The sequence below is a fragment of the Candidatus Pelagibacter sp. HTCC7211 genome, assembly GCF_000155895.1.
GTDB lineage: Bacteria > Pseudomonadota > Alphaproteobacteria > Pelagibacterales > Pelagibacteraceae > Pelagibacter.
This window is the reverse complement of the sequence record NZ_DS995298.1, coordinates 1,194,347-1,212,724: the sequence shown is the minus strand read 5'-3', so window position 1 is coordinate 1,212,724 and position 18,378 is coordinate 1,194,347. Positions and strand designations below refer to the sequence as shown.

General features: G+C 31.6%; 17 protein-coding genes. 15 read left to right on the top strand and 2 right to left on the bottom strand.

Annotated elements, in window-relative coordinates; translation table 11 throughout:
• Positions 1-30 precede the first annotated feature (30 nt).
• From PB7211_RS06540 to PB7211_RS06480, 13 genes are all read left to right on the top strand, one after another.
• Entirely contained in the window at positions 31-495 is a 465-nt protein-coding gene (locus tag PB7211_RS06540; protein ID WP_008544792.1) for a hypothetical protein, read from the top strand.
• A 34-nt stretch (positions 496-529) separates the two neighbouring features.
• Complete coding sequence (locus tag PB7211_RS06535) at positions 530-907, top strand: hypothetical protein (protein WP_008545910.1); 378 nt, start codon at positions 530-532, stop codon at positions 905-907.
• Entirely contained in the window at positions 880-1,458 is a 579-nt protein-coding gene (locus PB7211_RS06530) for a hypothetical protein (RefSeq protein WP_034397628.1), read from the top strand. Before PB7211_RS06535 ends, PB7211_RS06530 begins: the two co-directional genes overlap by 28 nt.
• A 64-nt stretch (positions 1,459-1,522) precedes the next feature.
• Positions 1,523-2,554: a quaternary amine ABC transporter ATP-binding protein gene (locus PB7211_RS06525; protein ID WP_008545421.1), complete on the top strand. Its 1,032-nt coding sequence runs from the start codon at positions 1,523-1,525 to the stop codon at positions 2,552-2,554.
• Positions 2,555-2,557: 3 nt separating this feature from the next.
• Positions 2,558-4,711: an ABC transporter permease gene (locus PB7211_RS06520; RefSeq protein ID WP_008544222.1), complete on the top strand. Its 2,154-nt coding sequence runs from the start codon at positions 2,558-2,560 to the stop codon at positions 4,709-4,711.
• Positions 4,712-4,719: 8 nt separating this feature from the next.
• A complete protein-coding gene (glpK, locus tag PB7211_RS06515) occupies positions 4,720-6,198 on the top strand; it encodes a glycerol kinase GlpK (protein ID WP_008545570.1) in 1,479 nt (492 codons plus the stop codon).
• 117 nt (positions 6,199-6,315) lie between these two features.
• The gene (locus PB7211_RS06510) at positions 6,316-8,043 is read left to right on the top strand and encodes an ABC transporter substrate-binding protein (RefSeq protein WP_008545353.1); all 1,728 of its coding nucleotides are present in this window, start codon (positions 6,316-6,318) and stop codon (positions 8,041-8,043) included.
• A gap of 87 nt (positions 8,044-8,130) precedes the next feature.
• Complete coding sequence (locus PB7211_RS06505) at positions 8,131-9,195, top strand: ABC transporter ATP-binding protein (protein ID WP_008544888.1); 1,065 nt, start codon at positions 8,131-8,133, stop codon at positions 9,193-9,195.
• Positions 9,188-10,252 carry an ABC transporter ATP-binding protein gene (locus PB7211_RS06500; RefSeq protein WP_008545337.1) on the top strand — a complete coding sequence of 355 codons (1,065 nt, stop codon included), beginning with the start codon at positions 9,188-9,190 and terminating at the stop codon, positions 10,250-10,252. The genes PB7211_RS06505 and PB7211_RS06500 overlap by 8 nt, the downstream gene beginning before the upstream one ends.
• Positions 10,252-11,118 (top strand): carbohydrate ABC transporter permease, encoded by an 867-nt coding sequence (locus PB7211_RS06495; protein ID WP_008544707.1) that lies wholly within the window; start codon positions 10,252-10,254, stop codon positions 11,116-11,118. Before PB7211_RS06500 ends, PB7211_RS06495 begins: the two co-directional genes overlap by 1 nt.
• Entirely contained in the window at positions 11,115-11,915 is an 801-nt protein-coding gene (locus tag PB7211_RS06490; protein WP_029454412.1) for a carbohydrate ABC transporter permease, read from the top strand. Before PB7211_RS06495 ends, PB7211_RS06490 begins: the two co-directional genes overlap by 4 nt.
• A gap of 86 nt (positions 11,916-12,001) precedes the next feature.
• Positions 12,002-12,268, top strand: a complete 267-nt coding sequence (locus PB7211_RS06485) for a DUF2160 domain-containing protein (RefSeq protein ID WP_034399260.1) — start codon at positions 12,002-12,004, stop codon at positions 12,266-12,268.
• A 3-nt stretch (positions 12,269-12,271) separates the two neighbouring features.
• Entirely contained in the window at positions 12,272-13,300 is a 1,029-nt protein-coding gene (locus PB7211_RS06480) for a glycerol-3-phosphate dehydrogenase (protein ID WP_008544385.1), read from the top strand.
• 2 nt (positions 13,301-13,302) lie between these two features.
• On the opposite strand, the gene PB7211_RS06475 is transcribed toward PB7211_RS06480, so the two are convergent.
• Positions 13,303-14,637 carry an NAD(P)-binding domain-containing protein gene (locus PB7211_RS06475; RefSeq protein ID WP_008544347.1) on the bottom strand — a complete coding sequence of 445 codons (1,335 nt, stop codon included), beginning with the start codon at positions 14,635-14,637 and terminating at the stop codon, positions 13,303-13,305.
• Positions 14,638-14,714: 77 nt separating this feature from the next.
• Between PB7211_RS06475 and PB7211_RS06470 the strand changes: the two genes are divergently transcribed.
• Both PB7211_RS06470 and PB7211_RS06465 read left to right on the top strand, forming a co-directional pair.
• Positions 14,715-15,872: an iron-containing alcohol dehydrogenase gene (locus PB7211_RS06470; protein WP_029455422.1), complete on the top strand. Its 1,158-nt coding sequence runs from the start codon at positions 14,715-14,717 to the stop codon at positions 15,870-15,872.
• Entirely contained in the window at positions 15,872-16,654 is a 783-nt protein-coding gene (locus PB7211_RS06465; RefSeq protein WP_008545196.1) for a glutamine amidotransferase-related protein, read from the top strand. Before PB7211_RS06470 ends, PB7211_RS06465 begins: the two co-directional genes overlap by 1 nt.
• A gap of 4 nt (positions 16,655-16,658) precedes the next feature.
• Here PB7211_RS06465 and PB7211_RS06460 read toward each other — a convergent pair whose 3' ends face one another.
• Positions 16,659-18,344, bottom strand: coding sequence for a formate--tetrahydrofolate ligase (locus PB7211_RS06460; protein ID WP_008544433.1), 1,686 nt, complete (start codon positions 18,342-18,344; stop codon positions 16,659-16,661).
• Between the last annotated feature and the right edge of the window lie 34 nt (positions 18,345-18,378).

Below are 18,378 nucleotides of genomic sequence, written 5' to 3'. Positions count from 1 at the left end.
GGGAGATTTTTTTTTAGAGTATAATTATCTATGATTAAAAAAAATTCTTTAGTTATTTTATTAAGTTTATTATCTTTTAATTTATCTTTTGCAAAAGACATAAATATACAAGAAAATATTAATCTTAGTTTTAAATGTAAGTTAGGAAAAAAAATAATTAAAAACTCAGAATATAATTATCAAACTTTTTTAGCAGAGGAAATAAACGACAAAAATTTAGAAGAATTTAAAATAGAAGCAATAAAACCTGAAAAACTTTTTATAAATGGGTTGTCTTTATTTCTTTCAAAATCTGAAAAATTAAACGTTAAGATTGTTAATAAAGACGTTATTTTATTTAAAGCTTTTGATGAAGAAAAGAATTATTCAGAGTCTGCGATATTAACTAGAAAATCAGTTGAATTAGTTCATGAAATTACCAAAAATGTTAAAAGTGAAAACTCAGAAAAATATATATTTTTTTATTCATGCAGAAAAAAGGCGAAAAAAGTCTGATTTTTTTTTAAACGATTTTGTGTAAAATATTAATATGAAAAAATTTATTATAACTATAATTTTAGGTTTACTGATTTCATCCTCTGTTTTTGCAAGAAGCACTGGTTGTAAAGAAGGCAATTGTGATAACGGCTATGGTAAATGGGTTTATACAGATAAAACTACTTATGAAGGAGATTGGGTAGGAACTAAAAAGCATGGCCAAGGTGTAGAAACTTGGCCAAATGGATACATCTACAAAGGTGAATTTAAAAATAGTGTATGGAGTGGTAAAGGTATTTTAACCTTTCCTGATGGTTCTACTTATGATGGGGAGTGGGCTAATGGTTTTATGAATGGCCAGGGCACTTTTACTTGGGCTGACGGAAAACAAAAATCAGGTATTTGGAAAAACGGCAAGATACAAGAATGATGTTTAAGGACAATTATATTAACAAATTAAAAGATTTACCCGAGACTTTAAAACAATTTATTGGCCTAGTAATTATAACAATTCTTGTGATTTTATCTTTTAGTATTTTAAATGGAATTTTTGGTCAGGGTGATGATCTGGTCAAAAGAATGAAGTTGGAAGAACAAAGAATTGCTGAAGAAAAGAAACTAAGTGAATTGATATCAAAGTTACCTTCGGGCATATTGGTATCATTTGATGGAACAGATCATCATAAATTGACTGATGAAGTGTATGAAAAAGTATGTAAGGCTACGAAATTAATTCCTCAAAGAGCAATAATGGGAGCTAATTTTTTAAATTATAGAGCTCATGAGCTTTATACGATTAATGGAAACAAAATTGATGAAACTTTTGTTAAATGGGATGAAGAAAAAAGAATGTGTATTGCAGGTTTTACGGTTAGTGGAAATAATGTAGGAGTTGATGAAAGTATTACTATAAGTGGAGAGGCTTTAAGTTTTTTAAGTACTGGAATTGATACAAGGGTTTATTTTATTAAAAATTTTTAACTAAGAAGGATAACAATTATTAACATTTTAATTATATTAAATTTAATATAACTTTAAGCAACTTATGTCTGAAACTGTTATCAAATGTGAATCAGTCTATAAAATTTTTGGAGAAAATGCCAAAAAAATGCTTGAGGAAGCAAATGGCAATGTAGATGCAAAAACTTTTCAAGAAAAAGGATGTATAGTTGGTGTTAACAATGCTTCTTTTGAAGTTGCAAAAGGAGAAATGTTGGTAGTGATGGGTTTATCTGGCTCAGGTAAATCAACATTGCTTAGATGTATTTCAAGATTAACAGATGCAACTGGTGGAAAAATTTTCATAGAAGGGCAGGATTTATTAGAATTAAATAATAAAGAACTTATTGATCTTAGAAGAAATAAAATGGGAATGGTGTTTCAAAGTTTTGCTTTGTTACCACACAAAACAGTTGTTGAAAATATTGCTTTTCCACTTCAGGTCAAAGGTACAAGTACCGAGGATAGCATAAGCAGAGCAATGGAAATGGTAAAACTAGTTGGACTAGATGGAAGAGAAAATTATTTTCCAAGAGAACTTTCTGGTGGACAACAACAAAGGGTTGGGATTGCAAGATCTTTGGCTGTAGAACCTGACATATGGTTTTTGGATGAGCCTTTTTCAGCATTAGATCCATTAATAAGAAAAGAAATGCAAGATGAGTTTTTAAGACTTCAAGAAAAATTACAAAAAACTATTATGTTTATTACTCATGATTTTGATGAAGCACTCAAATTAGCTGACAGAATAGCTATTATGAAAGACGGTATAATAGAACAATTAGATACACCTGCAAATATAGTATTAAATCCAGCTACAGAATATGTAAGAAAGTTTACTGAAGAAGTTCCTAGAGAGAAAGTTTTAGTAATTGAAGACGTGATGGATGCTCCAAGTAAAGATAATTTAGGTGACTTAAAAGTTTCAAAAGATGAAATTATAGAAAACGTTGCAGAAAAAATTCTTACCCAAGAAAAAATTGTAGAGGTAATAGACTCAAATAATAATGTCGTGGGTTCAATTAAACCATCGAAGATAATTGATACAGTTTTTGGGGGAAGAAATAATGGAAGTTAAAGTATGGAATATTTAAAAAAATATCCAAAATTATTTCAATGGTTATTTTTGTTGGCTGTATTTTTTGGTTTATGTTTTTCAATAGATGTTCCCGAAACTTATAAATTTATAAGAGGCCAAGCAGAATTTGTTAAAGATCCAAATCAAAGTGTATATTTTTTCTTAGGTAAAGAAGTTAGGTATTATGCCTTTGATGTATTTTGGAGATTGCCTCCATTACTTGGATGGTTGCCTATTTGGATAAACGATTCTTTATTTTTTTTAATGAATGAGTGGATGCTAATGGAGTTTTGGAATGAAGATACTCAGGAGTTTAAAACTCGGCCATTATTATTACAAATAAGTAGGAATTTAACCTCATTTATGACTTTTTTAATTGAATTAATTAGAGAGATTTTATTGGGTGGATTGGAGACCATAGTTGCATTTACTAGCTGGGATTTTATAGATGCTTATCCTTGGTTGGAGTTACCAGGTTTACCGTGGACTATAGTTGCAGCAGGAGCAACTATACTTTCTTATAAATTAAGTGGAAGAGGCCTAGCTTTATTTGCAGGTTTAACGATGATTTATATTTCATTATTTGGTCAATGGAAGCCTTCGATGCAAACGCTATCTTTTATATTGGTTGCCGCTCCACTCTCGTTTATTTTTGGATTAGGTTTAGGCATAGCAGCATATAAAAGTAAACGTGTTGAAAAAGCTTTGTACCCAATTCTATTAGTTATGCAAACTATGCCTCAATATGCCGTACTAGTTCCTGCACTTGTACTTTTTGGAGTAGGTGATCATGCTGCTGTAATTATTACAATGGTTGTTGCTGTTCCACCAATGATACTTCTTACGATTTTAGGTTTAAGAGCCATACCCCCTGAAGTTATTGAAGCAGGAAGAATGAGCGGTTGTACCAATTGGCAGTTAATGGTCAAAGTATTAATCCCTACAGCAAGACGAGACATTTTAATTGGAGTTAATCAAGTTATTATGGTTTGTTTTTCAATGGCAGTAATATCTGCATTTATTGGTGCCAAAGGTTTAGGATTTAATTTATTATTAGCACTGAACCAACTTAATATTGGATTAGCATTAGAAGCAGGATTGTGTATCAGTTTAATTGCAATTCTTCTTGATAAAATGTCTTTAGCTTGGGCAAATAAACAAACAGATTATTTTGGTAATCTGACATTTTTTCAAAGAAATAAAAATGTAATATTTTTTGTAGCTTCATTTGTAATTGGAATAATTCTTGCATATGTTGGGACTTTTATTTTCAAAGGTAGTTTTAATTACTTGTTTGAAATTCCCCATAACAAAGGAATATCAACAGCAGATTTTTGGAATAAGGGAGTTGATTGGATTTTTGATACTTTCTTCGTGTATATTAAAGCATTCAATACATGGTTAATTCAAGATGTACTTCAGCCGATGAGAGCTTTATATTTAAGAATGCCTGCTGTAGCTACATTAGTTTTAGTTGTCGGCGCTGGTTATATTATAGGTGGAATTCGATCTGCTCTAGTTGTTTGTGGATTAACATTATTTATAGCTTTAAGTCCGTGGTGGGATAGGGCTTTGGTAACTTTTTACATGGCAACTTTTGGAGTGGTGATTTCTTGTTTAATTGGATTTTCTGTTGGAACTTTATGCTTTCAAAATAAAAAATCAGCAGCTTTTATGCTTGGTGTTTGTGATATATTTCAAACTTTCCCATCATTTGTGTATTTAATTCCAGTAATGATGCTTTTTGGAATAACCGATACATCAGTTTTAATTGCAGTAATAGTTTATGCAACAATTCCTGCAACGAGATATACTATTGAAGGTCTAAGAAGTGTTCCAATTGGCTTACATGAAGCTGCGACAATGTCAGGTGTAAATAAATTTCAAAGATTAACTAAAATAGAATTTCCTTTAGCTTTTCCACATATGATGCTTGGCCTAAACCAAACGATAGTTTTTGCACTATTTATGGTCATTATTGGAGCTTTTATTGGTACAGAAGATTTAGGACAATACATTTTAAAAGCACTCTCGGATAAAAATGGTGCTGGAATAGGTTTAACATTAGGTATTTGTGTCGCCTTTATTGGTTTAATATTTGATAATCTTATTAGAACTTGGGTTGACCAAAGAAAAAAACATTTAGGCATAAACTAATCACAAAAATGAAGAAATTTATAATTTCTATTGATCAGGGCACTACTTCTAGCAGAGCAATATTATTTGATTTAAAAGGAAAACCTATTTTTACTTCACAGCTAGAATTTACACAATATTTTCCTAGAGATGGTTGGGTAGAGCACGATCCAGAAGAAATATGGAAAACTACTTTAAAAGTTTTAAAAGAAGTTATTAAAAAAAGTAAAAAGCTTAAAGGAAAAGTACTAACTATCGGAATTACAAATCAAAGAGAAACAACTATTTTGTGGGATAAAAAAACTGGAAAGTCAGTTTATAATGCAATTGTTTGGCAAGATAGAAGATCCTCTGAGTATTGTAAAAAATTAATTAAACTAAAAAAAGAAACAATTATTTATAATAAGACAGGTCTATTAATTGATGCATATTTTTCAGCAACTAAAATTAAGTGGATAATTGACAATGTACCTAAGGCTAGAGATTTAATTAAAAAAAAGAGATTATTGTTTGGAACTGTTGATAGTTTTTTATTGTGGAAGTTAACAAAAGGTGTGGATCATGCAACAGACGCAACTAATGCTAGTAGGACAATGTTATTTAATATTTCTACAAATAAATGGGATGATCAAATATTAAAAATTTTAAATATACCTAAAGAAATATTACCAACGGTTAAAGATTGTGCTGCTGATTTTGGTTATACAGATCCTTCAATTACTGGCTCTTCTTATCCAATTACAGGAATGGTTGGAGATCAACAATCAGCTGCTATTGGTCAATGTTGTTTTGAAACAGGTTCTGTAAAGAGCACTTATGGAACTGGAGCTTTTGTGCTTTTAAATACTGGATCTAAAAAAGTTTACTCTAAAAATAGATTATTAACGACCATAGGTTATAGAATAAATGGTAAAACGACTTATGCTTTAGAAGGCTCTATATTTATTGCAGGAGCAGGTGTCCAATGGTTAAGAGATAAATTAAAATTTATAAAAAAAGCTTCAGACACTGAAAAAATTACTAAACAATTAGATACTAACAACGGTATTTATTTAGTTCCTGCTTTTACAGGTTTAGGAGCCCCTTATTGGAATGTTAACGCTAGAGGTATTTTAACAGGCTTAACAAGAGACACGGGACCAAAAGAAATTATAAGAGCAACAATTGAGTCTGTCGCTTATCAAACCTATGATTTATTTGAAGCAATGAAAAATGATGGATTAAAACCTAAATTAATTAAAGTTGATGGAGGGATGGTTGGAAACAATTGGTTTTCTCAATTTTTAGCAGACACGATAAACACCAGTGTTTTAAGACCCAAAGTAAACGAAACAACTGCATTGGGCGCAGCATTTATGGCAGGTCTGCAAATCGGAGTTTACAAATCATTGGATGATATTGCTAAAAATTGGAAAGTGGACAAAGGTTTTAGTCCAAAAATTGATAGCTCAGTTAGAAAAAATCTTATCCAAGGTTGGAACAGAGCAATTAAAAAAACATTATCTTAAATATTCAATCATTGATTGTAAACTGTTTATAGTCTCAGTTTTTTTTTGACTTCCACTCTTCAATTTAGTTAACTTAATTAATCAAAATAAACACTAACTAAAATATGGGAGAGATTAATGATTAAAACATTACAAAATATTTTTGCAGTTGTTGTTTTTTCAATCGTAACTATTTCTAGTGCATTTGCAGATGGTCATATGGCTGCAATTAAGAAATGGTCTAACGGTGAGTTTAGTTTGTCTGCTTTATCTGCTAAAGATAGAGAGAAAGAGCTAAAGTGGTTTCATGAAGCTGCTAAGCCATTCAGAGGAATGACTTTAAAAGTAGTATCAGAAGGTATACCAACTCACGTGTACGAGTCTAAAACTCTTACAAAGGCGTTTGAAGATATAACTGGCATTAAAGTACAACACCAAATCATAGGAGAGGGTGATGTAGTAATGGCTGTTCAAACACAAATGCAAACTAACGTAAGTATTTACGATGCCTATGTAAATGACTCAGACTTAATTGGTACGCACGCACGTATGCAACAAGCTGTAAATTTAACTGACTGGATGAAAGGTGAAGGTAAAGCAGTTACTAATCCAATGTTGGATTTAGATGACTTCATAGGGCTTCAATTTACTACAGGTCCAGATGGAAATCTTTACCAACTACCAGACCAACAATTTGCTAACCTTTATTGGTTCAGAAAAGATTGGTTTGATAGACCTGAAATCAAAAAACAATTTAAAGCTAAATATGGTTATGAATTAGGTGTACCATTAAACTGGTCTGCTTATGAAGATATTGCTAAATTCTTTTCAGAAGATGTGAAGACGATAGATGGTGTTAATATTTATGGTCATATGGATTACGGTAAAAGAGCTCCTGACTTAGGTTGGAGAATGACTGATGCATGGTTATCAATGGCTGGTGCAGGAAGTCAAGGTCTACCTAATGGAGTGCCTGTAGACGAATGGGGAATTAGAATGGAAAAAGGTTCTTGTAACCCAGTTGGCGCTAACGTATCAAGAGGTGGAGCTACTAATGGCCCTGCTGCAGTATACGCAATTAGAAAATGGGATGAATGGTTAAGAGCTTATGCACCTCCAGGAGCAGCGGCTATGGACTTTTATCAGTCTTTACCATCTCTTTCTTCAGGAAATGTTGCTCAGCAAATTTTCTGGTATACAGCTTTCACAGCTTCTTTAGTAGGAAAAAATCCTAATAATAAAGTAGTTGATGCAGAGGGTATGCCTTTATGGAGAATGGGCCCGTCACCTAAAGGACCTTATTGGGAAGAAGGTATGAAGCTTGGATATCAAGACGTTGGATCATGGACTTTGTTTAAGTCTACTGATGTTGAGAGAAGAAAAGCTGCATGGTTGTACGCTCAATTTGCAGTTTCAAAAACTGTATCTCTTAAAAAAGCTGATGTTGGTTTAACTTTCGTAAGAAAAAGTACTGTAAATCACAAACACTTCACTAAGAGAGCTCCTGAATTAGGTGGACTTATTGAGTTCTATAGATCAGACAATAGAAATGTGTGGTCTCCAACAGGTATCAATGTTCCAGATTATCCGAAGCTAGCACAATTATGGTGGCAGCATATCGGAGAGGTTAACTCTGGTACATTTACACCACAACAAACTATGGATCGTCTTGCAGATGAGATGGACTTAGTTATGTCTCGTATGGAAGCTGCTGACAAAGCTAGTAACGCGTACGGTGGATGTGGACCAAGACTTAATAAACCAAAAGAAACTTCTTATTGGTTAAATCAGCCAGGTTCACCAAAAGCCAAAGTTAATGAGAAACCTCAAGGTAAAACTATAGCATACAAAGACGCTTGGAAGTAACCTAAGGTTAATCTAAATTTAAAAATGGGGGCATTTATTGCCCCCTTTTTTTAAAACTAAATTACAAATAATAATTAATTTACAAATATGAGTTTAGAACTAAAAAATGTTGAAAAAAAAGTAGGAATAGAAACTCATATATATCCAACTAATCTAAAATTAGAAAAAAACACTATTAATGTTTTATTAGGCTCCACACTTGCGGGCAAAACAACACTTATGCAAATTATGGCTGGTCTAGACAAGCCTACATCAGGTGAAATTTGGTTTGATGATGAAAATGTTACTGGAAAAGAAGTTCAAAAAAGAAATTGCTCTATGGTCTACCAACAATTTATTAATTATCCTAATTTTACAGTTTTTGAAAATATTGCTTCTCCGTTAAAAATTACTGGTGTGAAACCTGACGAAATTAAAGAAAGAGTGGGAAAAGTTGCTGAGCTCTTAAAATTATCAGCTATGCTAAATAAAAAACCTGATGAATTATCTGGAGGACAGCAGCAGAGAACTGCTTTAGCTAGAGCGCTAGTAAAAAATTCAGATTTAATATTACTTGATGAACCATTAGCTAATTTAGATTTTAAGCTTCGTGAAGAACTAAGAGAAGAATTACCTAAACTTTTTGAAGATAGAGATTGTATTGTTGTATATGCAACAACAGAACCTTTAGATGCATTAATGATAGGTGGAAACACAGCAACATTATTAGAAGGACGTGTTATTCAGTATGGAGAAACTTTAAATGTTTATAATAAACCTGAAAATTTAATTTCAGCCAAAGTATTTAGTGATCCTCCAATGAACATTGCTGAGATAAGCAAAAGTGGGGAGATGTTCAAATTAAAGGATTATAATGTCCAATGGAAGTCAAATATAAAGATCAAAGATGGAGACTATAAAATAGGCATAAGACCGCACAATATAACCACATACAAAGAAGGAAATAATTCAGTTGAAATTAATGGAAAAGTTTTGATTTCTGAATTAAGTGGCTCAGAAAGCTTAATTCATTTTACTAATGGAAAACTTAATTGGGTTTCATTATCAAATGGTGTGCAACAGAAAAATATCGGTGAAAATACAAAATTATTTATGAATGTGGATGAATTTTTGTATTTTGATACAAATAACAGATTGGTAACCAATGGCTAAAATTACTTTAAAAGATTTGAGTCACAGTTATTTATCAAAACAAAGTAACGATGCAGATTGGGCATTAAGAGGAGTTAATATTGATTGGAAAGACGGAGGAGCTTATGCATTATTGGGTCCTTCTGGCTGTGGGAAGACAACATTATTAAACATTATCTCAGGTCTACTAAAACCAACCGAAGGTGAGATTTTATTTGATGATAAGGATGTTACGGCTTTAAACCCAGTTGAGAGAGATATTGCTCAAATATTTCAATTTCCAGTTATTTACGACACAATGACAGTTTATGAAAATTTAGCTTTTCCACTTAAAAATAGAGGTCTTTCTAAAACAGAAATTGACACAAAAGTAAAAGAAATTGGAGAAATGTTGGAACTAACATCAACTCTGAATAATAAAGCTGCTGGATTAACAGCAGATGGAAAACAAAAAATTTCTTTAGGAAGAGGATTAGTAAGATCAGATGTGAATGTAATTATGTTTGATGAACCTCTAACAGTTATTGATCCTCATCTAAAATGGGTTTTAAGATCAAAGTTAAAAGAATTACACCAAAAAATTAATCGAACTATGATTTATGTTACCCATGATCAAATTGAAGCGTTAACTTTTGCAGACGAAGTAGTAGTAATGCATGAAGGGCAAATTGTTCAAACAGGCACTCCTGTAGAATTATTTGAAAAACCAAAACATACTTTTGTAGGACATTTTATCGGCTCTCCAGGTATGAATATTCTACCTTGTGAAATTGAAAATGGTCAAATTAATTTTGAAGGAAAGATAATACCTAACAGTACCAGCATTAAACAAAAAAATTTTAGTAAAACGCAATTAGGTATTAGACCTGAATTTATTAATTTTTCCGATAATGGAATTAAGGTAAAGATTAAAAGAGTTAGTGATACAGGCCGACATAAAGTAATTGATACTGAGTGTAGTAGCGGAAGTATTAAAATTTTAGCCAATGCTTCTACTGAAATACCAAGTGACAGTGCATATATAACTTTTGAACAAAAATATACTTATGTATATGGAGACGATTGGATAATTGAATAATGAACAAAACATATAATCAAAAAGCCTGGTTCTTTGTTATTCCTGTATTTGTACTTGTTGCATTTAATGCTGTGGTGCCATTAATGACTGTTGTTAACTATTCCTTCCAAGAAACTTTTGGAAGTAACGTTTTTGCATGGGAAGGAACAAGATGGTTCAAACAAATTTTACATTCCGAAAGATTTCATGCATCTTTAGGAAGACAATTTATATTTACTTTTATAATTCTTTTAATTCAGTTGCCTCTAGGAATAGCTATTGCTTTAACTATGCCTAAAAAAGGTTGGGGGGTTCCTGTTTGTTTAATTTTAATGTCAATGCCACTATTAATACCTTGGAATGTAGTAGGAGCTATGTGGAATATATTTGCTCTTCCAGACATAGGTTTTCTTGGGAATTCTTTAAATTCACTTGGTTTTGATTATAATTTTACACAACAGAGTGGAGATGCTTGGTTTACAACTATTCTTATGGATGTTTGGCATTGGACCTCTTTAGTTGTTCTTTTGTCTTATGCAGGTTTAAACTCAATTCAGCCAGCTTACTATCAGGCTGCAGAAATAGATGGTGCTAGTAGATGGGATATTTTTAGATATATCGAACTGCCAAAAATGAAAAAAGTTTTAACTTTAGCTATACTTTTAAGGTTTATGGATAGCTTTATGATTTACACTGAACCTTTTGTTTTAACAGGAGGTGGCCCTGGCAATGCAACAAATTTTTTATCATTAGATTTAGTAAAAATGGCCTTAGGTCAATTTGATCTTGGACCTGCAGCTGCTATGTCACTTATTTATTTTTTAATTGTACTTTTAATATGTTGGGTTTTTTATAGCTTAATGATGAAAAATGAGGGAAGAACATGAAAAAAATAAAATGGGTGGTACCAACATTCTACATAATTTTTTTAATGTTACCTATTTATTGGTTACTAAACATGTCATTTAAATCAACTACTGAAATTATAAATGTTTATTCATTGTGGCCACAAGATTTCACATTAGATAATTATAAAACGATATTTACAGATAGCACTTGGTACATGGGCTATGTAAATTCAATTATGTATACAGTATTTAATACCATAATCTCTGTATCTGCAGCGCTTCCTGCTGCTTATGCTTTTTCAAGATATAAATTCTTAGGTGATAAACATTTATTTTTCTGGCTTTTAACAAACAGAATGGCTCCACCAGCTGTTTTTGCTTTACCTTTCTTTCAATTTTATTCATCAGTAAATTTATTTGATACTCATATAGCCATTGCTCTATCTCATTGTCTTTTTAATATCCCTCTTGCTGTTTGGATATTAGAAGGATTTATGTCTGCTGTTCCTAAAGAATTAGATGAAACTGCATATGTTGATGGTTATTCTTTTCCTAAATTTTTCTTTAAGATTTTTATTCCAACAATAGCTGCTGGAATAGGTATCACTATGTTTTTCTGTTTTATGTTTTCATGGGTTGAATTATTGTTAGCAAAAACTCTTACTGCTACAATTGCTAAACCAATCGCAGCTATAATGACAAGAACCTCAAGTACATCAGGTTATGAACTTGGTTTATTAGCAGCAGCTGGAAGCTTAACTATTTTACCTGGTGCAGTAGTAATTTACTTTGTAAGAAATTACATTGCCAAGGGATTTGCAATGGGGAGAGTATGATTTTTACAAAACTACATGCATCTAGCTGGTCTACGGTTGGACAACCAAAAGAAAAAGGTCTTTTTGATTTTGATTTTATAACATGGATGGCGTGGACTTGGCCTACAGCAAGTTTTTTTATTTTTATAGCTCTTTGCATCACAACTATGTATTTCTGGGAAAAAAAGGATCCGGGCGGCAACCCTAGAAAAGGAATACTTACTCTGAACACTACTAGAGGAGATAGACTTTTTGTATCGTTGTTAAGTGCAGCATTTATCCATTTAGCTTGGCTTGGTCTCACAGATTTGAATCTTTGGATTGCTACATTTTTATCTACTATTTTTGCAATATTTGTCTTTAGATACGTATAATTTATGAAAAAAGTTGTAATTATTGGTGCTGGTGCAATGGGATCTGCTTTTTCTGTTCCATGTGCAGATAATTCAAATGAAGTCTTTTTAGTAGGTTCATTTCTTGAAGATAAAGTTATTGATGAAATTAAAAATTTAAACAATTTTCATCCTATTTTAAAAAGTCAGTTACCAAAAAATATAAATGTTTTAAAATTTTCAGAATTTAATGATGAAATTAAAAATAATATTGATCTCTTGGTTGTTGGAGTTAGCTCAAAAGGAATTGAATGGATAGGGAATGAAATCTCTAAATTTTATAAACCATCAGTTGATATTCTCCTATTAACAAAAGGCTTAGCTTTAATTGAAAATAAATTTGAAACTTTAGCAGAAAAACTAGATAACATTTTAAAAGAAAAAGGAATTGCTGATGCTAAAATTTCTGCTGTAGCGGGACCCTGTTTAGCCAACGGGTTAGCAAATAGAATAAATAGCAGCGTTGTATTAGCAAATGAAAATATCAACGTTGTAAAAAATATAGGATCAATAATTTCAACAGATTATTATTCCACAGAGTTTTCAGATGATTTAGTAGGAGTGGAAGTGTGTGCAGCAACAAAAAATATATACTCTATGTTAATAGGTGCTTCAGAAGGCTTAAGCAGTAAATCGCTCGATAACGAATTAAAGAAAAAATATTTTCTGAATACAGCTGCATCTTTAGCCTATAAAGCAGTTGCTGAGATGAAATCTTTAACCAGAAAATTAAATGGTAAAGAAGAGTCGGCTTATGGTTTAGCTGGTTTAGGAGATTTATATGTTAGTTCAGCTGGAGGCAGAAATAGTAAAATGGGATACTATTTAGGGCAAGGTCATTTATTTAAAGAAGCTAAAGATAAATTTATGAAAGATATTACCGTAGAAGGTGCTGATTTAGCTCTCGAAATAGGACCAAAAGTTTTAAAAGAATTTAATGAAAAGGAATTTCCTCTTCTTTTTAGTGTAATCAAATGTATCTGCAGTAACCAGAAACTAGAAATTCACTGGTAAAATCATCTTTTATTTAAAAACGTTTTCATTGAGTCATCCATCGCTTTCTCCCAAGGTGTATGATGTACTGGCGCAACTGATCCAGTTACAGGAGATGAAAACGATTTATTTCTATAAGTTAGAATATCTTCTACCTTATGATGTTCCCATTCTTTAAAATGTTTTCTGATTAATTCAAAATCAATTTTAGGATAATCAGATATATTATGAAGTTCTTTGGTATATTCTGTTTGAAAATCAATCATTTGATCTGGGTTTTCTAATTTTTCTTCCATTGAAACCCATTTATTAATATCTTTATCTATTTCATCATCACTAGGCATTTTAATTTTATCCATAATTACATCTCTTGCGAACCATGCTTGACAATCAAACATATTAAATGTGTGAAATTGATCCTGCATACCTAAGTATAAAAGTTTATGATTATCTTGCCACACAACACCTTTATAAAGTTTTGGTGGATACAATCTGTTGTGTGTTTTTAATTTTAAGCTTTCATCTAAAAATGGGAAATGATGCAGATATCCAGTGCATAAAATAACTACATCAGCATCTTGCTCTGTTCCATCTTTAAATATGGCTTTTTTCCCATCCAACTTGTCTAAATAATGAACTTCTTTCATGCCTTTTGGCCACTTAAAACCCATTGGATTATGTCTGTAACCAATTGTTACACTTTTCGCTCCATATTTATTGCATTGTAGAGCGACGTCTTCAGCTGAATAACTACTTCCTAAAACAATAACATTTTTTCCTCTGAACTCTTCTGCATCTCTAAAATCATGGGAATGCATTATTCTTCCTGGAAAAGAACTCATCCCCTCATATTCAGGAATAAAAGGTACAGAAAAATGGCCCGTAGAAACTACCAAATAATCAAATGTATCACTTAAAGTTTTATCATTAACTTTATCTTGGTAGTTAATTTCAAACTTATCATTTCTATAAACAGTATTTATTACTCTGGTATTAAATTTAATCTTATTTTTTATATTTCCTTTACTGACTCTTCCTAAAATATAATCTTGAAGGACCTCTCTTGGAGGAAAGGATGGAATCGACTTCCCAAAATGTTGGTCAAAAGAATAATCAGCAAACTCTAAACATTCTTTAGGTCCATTAGACCACAAGTATCTATACATACTGTTAGGAACAGGATCTCCATATTGATCTGAACCAGTTCTCCAGTTGTAATTCCACAAACCACCCCAACTTTCTTGTTTTTCAAAGCAAACTATTTCAGGAATTTTTTCTCCTTTTTTTTCTAAATGTTCAAATGCTCTTAAAATTGAAAGTCCACATGGACCAGCGCCGATGATTGCTACTTTTGACATAGAATTTTTCCTATCATTAATAAATTTATAAATATATCTTACTAATAATTTTTAAAAAAATAAAATTATATTTTGTTATGAGTGTCAACTGGAATTATCCCACTACAGTGTGGATAGGGGAAAATAGAATTGATGATTTATCTTTGGCTTGTAAAGAACTTAATATTTTAAATCCATTATTTGTAACTGATAAAGATCTCGTGTCTTTACCCATGACTGTAGAAATTATTACAAATCTTAAAAATAGTTTTAGTAAATTAGATATTTTTTCTGATTTTACAGGAAATCCAACAGGCAAAAATATTACTGAGGGAGTAAAGATTTATAATAATAATTCTTGTGACGGTGTTATAGCTTTTGGTGGAGGAAGTGCCTTAGATGTTGGCAAAGCTATTGCATTTATGTGTGGACAAAAAAGGCCTATATGGGATTTTGAGGATGTTGGAGACTATTGGAAAAGAGCAGAAGAAAGTAAGATTTCTTCAATTATAGCAATACCTACAACTGCTGGAACAGGATCAGAAACCGGAAGAGCTTCAGCAATAATTAATGAGGAAACCGGCGTTAAAAAAATAATATTTCACCCTAAGTTTATGCCCGCAATAGTGATACTTGATCCAATATTGACTTTAGATCTCCCACCAAGAATTACTGCTGCAACGGGAATGGATGCTTTAGCTCATAACTTAGAAGCATTTTGTGCACCCGGGTTTCATCCTATGGCAGACGGAATTGCTTTAGAGGGCATGAGATTAGTAAAAAATTCTTTAATAGAAGCTGTTAAGAATGGAAAAAATATTAATGCTAGATTAGAAATGTTAACAGCAGCCAGTATGGGTTCTACAGCTTTTCAAAAAGGGTTGGGCGCAATTCATTCTTTAAGTCATCCTGTAAATGCACAATTTAATGTTCATCATGGTTTATCAAATGCTATATTTATGCCATATGTTTTAACTTTTAATAGAACAGAAATTTCTGAAAAAATTGTATCTGCGTGTGATTATTTAGGTTTAGAAAAATCTTTTGATAAATTTCTTCAATGGATTTTGGATCTTAGAAAAGAATTTAACATTCCTCATACACTTTCAGAAATAGTTGAAAAAGAAAAAATTGATTTAGATAAATTGTCAAAAATGGCATGTGATGACCCTTCAACATATAGCAATCCAAAGAAATTAACTGTAGCTGACATGAAAACTTTATATCAACACAGTATTACTGGAGAATTATTTTAATGAAAAAAATTTTACTTGTTGAAGGCAATTTAAAAGAAGCAAATCAAGAATTTACTGAAAATGGAATTAAAACCCATACCGAGAGTCTTAAAGAAAGCATAAGCTATTATACAAATAATCTTGAAATTGACTCGGTAAATCCATCTTCAGATAAAGATATTTTTGATAAAGTTAAAGACTTAAATAAGTATGAAGGTCTAATTTGGGGTGGTAGTAGCCTTAATATTTACAGTGATACTAAAGAGATTAGAAAACAAATTGAATTTATGAAAGAATGTCAAAAAAGAATTAAAAATATTCTTGCAATTTGTTGGGGAATGCAAGTTGCTGTGACAGCTGCAGGTGGAGTTGTTAATAGAGGTAAAAACGGAGCTCATAGAGGAATAGCTCATGGTATAGTGATTAATCAAGATGGATTAAATCACCCAATATACAAAGATAAAGATAAAATTTTTAATACTCCAGCTTTTAATTATGATGAAGTGGTGACATTACCAAAGAATGCAATTTTACTATCATCGAATAAAGTGAATAATGTAATGGCTTTAAATTTTGAGACAGAGTTTAGTAAAATTTGGGGTATACAATATCACCCTGAAATCACTTACGAAAAAATGATTACCTTAATAAAATTTAGAAGAAAAAGACTTCTTGAAAACAAGTCATTTTTAGATGAAAAAGATTTAGAGTCTCATATAACAATGATTGAAAATGAGGATAAAATTACCAAAAAAGAGTCTAGAATGAGGGAGTTAAAAAATTGGTTAGATTTGATAGCTTAATTTTTTAAAATAAACCTTCTATCTCTCCATCTTTATTTAACTTAATTGAATCTGCCGCTGGTACTCTTGGTAACCCTGGCATTGTCATTATTTCTCCACAGACAACAACAATAAATTCAGCACCAGATGATAATCTTACTTCTCTAACTGGCAAAACATGACCAGTTGGCGCTCCTTTTAAATTTGGATCTGTTGAAAAGCTGTATTGAGTTTTAGCAATACATACTGGAAGGTTGCCATAACCTTTCTCTTCAAAATCTTTTAATTGTTGTCTAACTTTAGTATCAGCAACTACATCACTTGCGTGATAAATTTCTTGAGCGATTTTTTCTATTTTTTTAAACAATGATAATTTGTCTTCATATAAGTATTTAAAAGTATTTTTATTTTCCTCACAGATTTCGGCTACATTATTTGCTAGTTCTTTTGTTCCTTCTCCACCGTTAGACCAGTGTGTACATTTTGAAGCTTTTACTCCTTGAGTTTTACAAAAATCAAGCAGTGCATTCATTTCATTATCTGTATCAGTAATAAAATGATTTACAGCAATGGTAACTGGGAGTCCAAATTTTCTTGTATTATTAATGTGTCTTTCTAAATTAATTAATCCTTTTTTTAATGCTTCTACATCTTCTTTTTTTAAATCATCTTTTGCAACTCCTCCATGCATTTTAAGTGCTCTTATAGTTGCAACAATAACTACACAATCTGGTTTAATTCCAGATTTTCTACATTTTATATCCAAAAACTTTTCTGCACCAAGATCAGCACCAAAACCTGCTTCAGTTACAACATAATCTGATAATTTTAAACCAGCTTTCGTTGCTATAACTGAGTTGCATCCATGAGCTATATTAGCAAATGGTCCACCATGAATAATAGCTGGATTGTTTTCTAAAGTTTGCGTGACATTCGGCCTAATCGCTTCTTTTAAAAGCACGGTCATTGGACCTTGAGCATTTAAATCTTTTGCATAAATAGCTTTTTTATCTCTAGTGTATGCAATTGTAATATTTCCGATTCTTTTTTCTAAATCTTGTAAATCTGTAGCTAAGCAAAATATAGCCATAATTTCTGAGGCAACAGTTATGTCAAAACCATCTTGTCTAGGGTAACCATTTGCAACACCACCTAAATCAACAACAATAGATCTTAATGATCTATCATTCATATCCATAACTCTTTTCCAGACAACTCTTCTAATATCTATGTTAAGTTTATTACCCCAATAGATATGATTATCTATGAGAGCTGAAAGTAAATTATGCGCCGAAGTAATTGCATGAAAGTCACCTGTAAAATGTAAATTGATTTGTTCCATTGGAACAACTTGAGCATAACCACCACCAGCTGCACCACCTTTCATTCCAAAAGATGGACCAAGACTTGGTTCTCTTAAACAAACAATTGACTTTTTGCCAATTTTATTAAGACCGTCGCTTAATCCAACTGATGTGGTAGTTTTACCTTCTCCAGCAGGAGTAGGTGTAATTGCAGTGACTAAAATTAATTTACCATCTGGTTTATTTTTTAAAGTATCTAGGTATTCCAAATTAATTTTTGCGATATGTCGACCCATAGGACTGAATGTTTCACTTTGGTCTGGCACATTAATCTTAGCCAAAATGTCTTTAATTGGTTGCATTTTAGCTTCTCTTGCTATTTGAATATCTGACTTCACATCGCTCATTTTAAATCCTATGCGTTATAAATTTTTCTTGAGG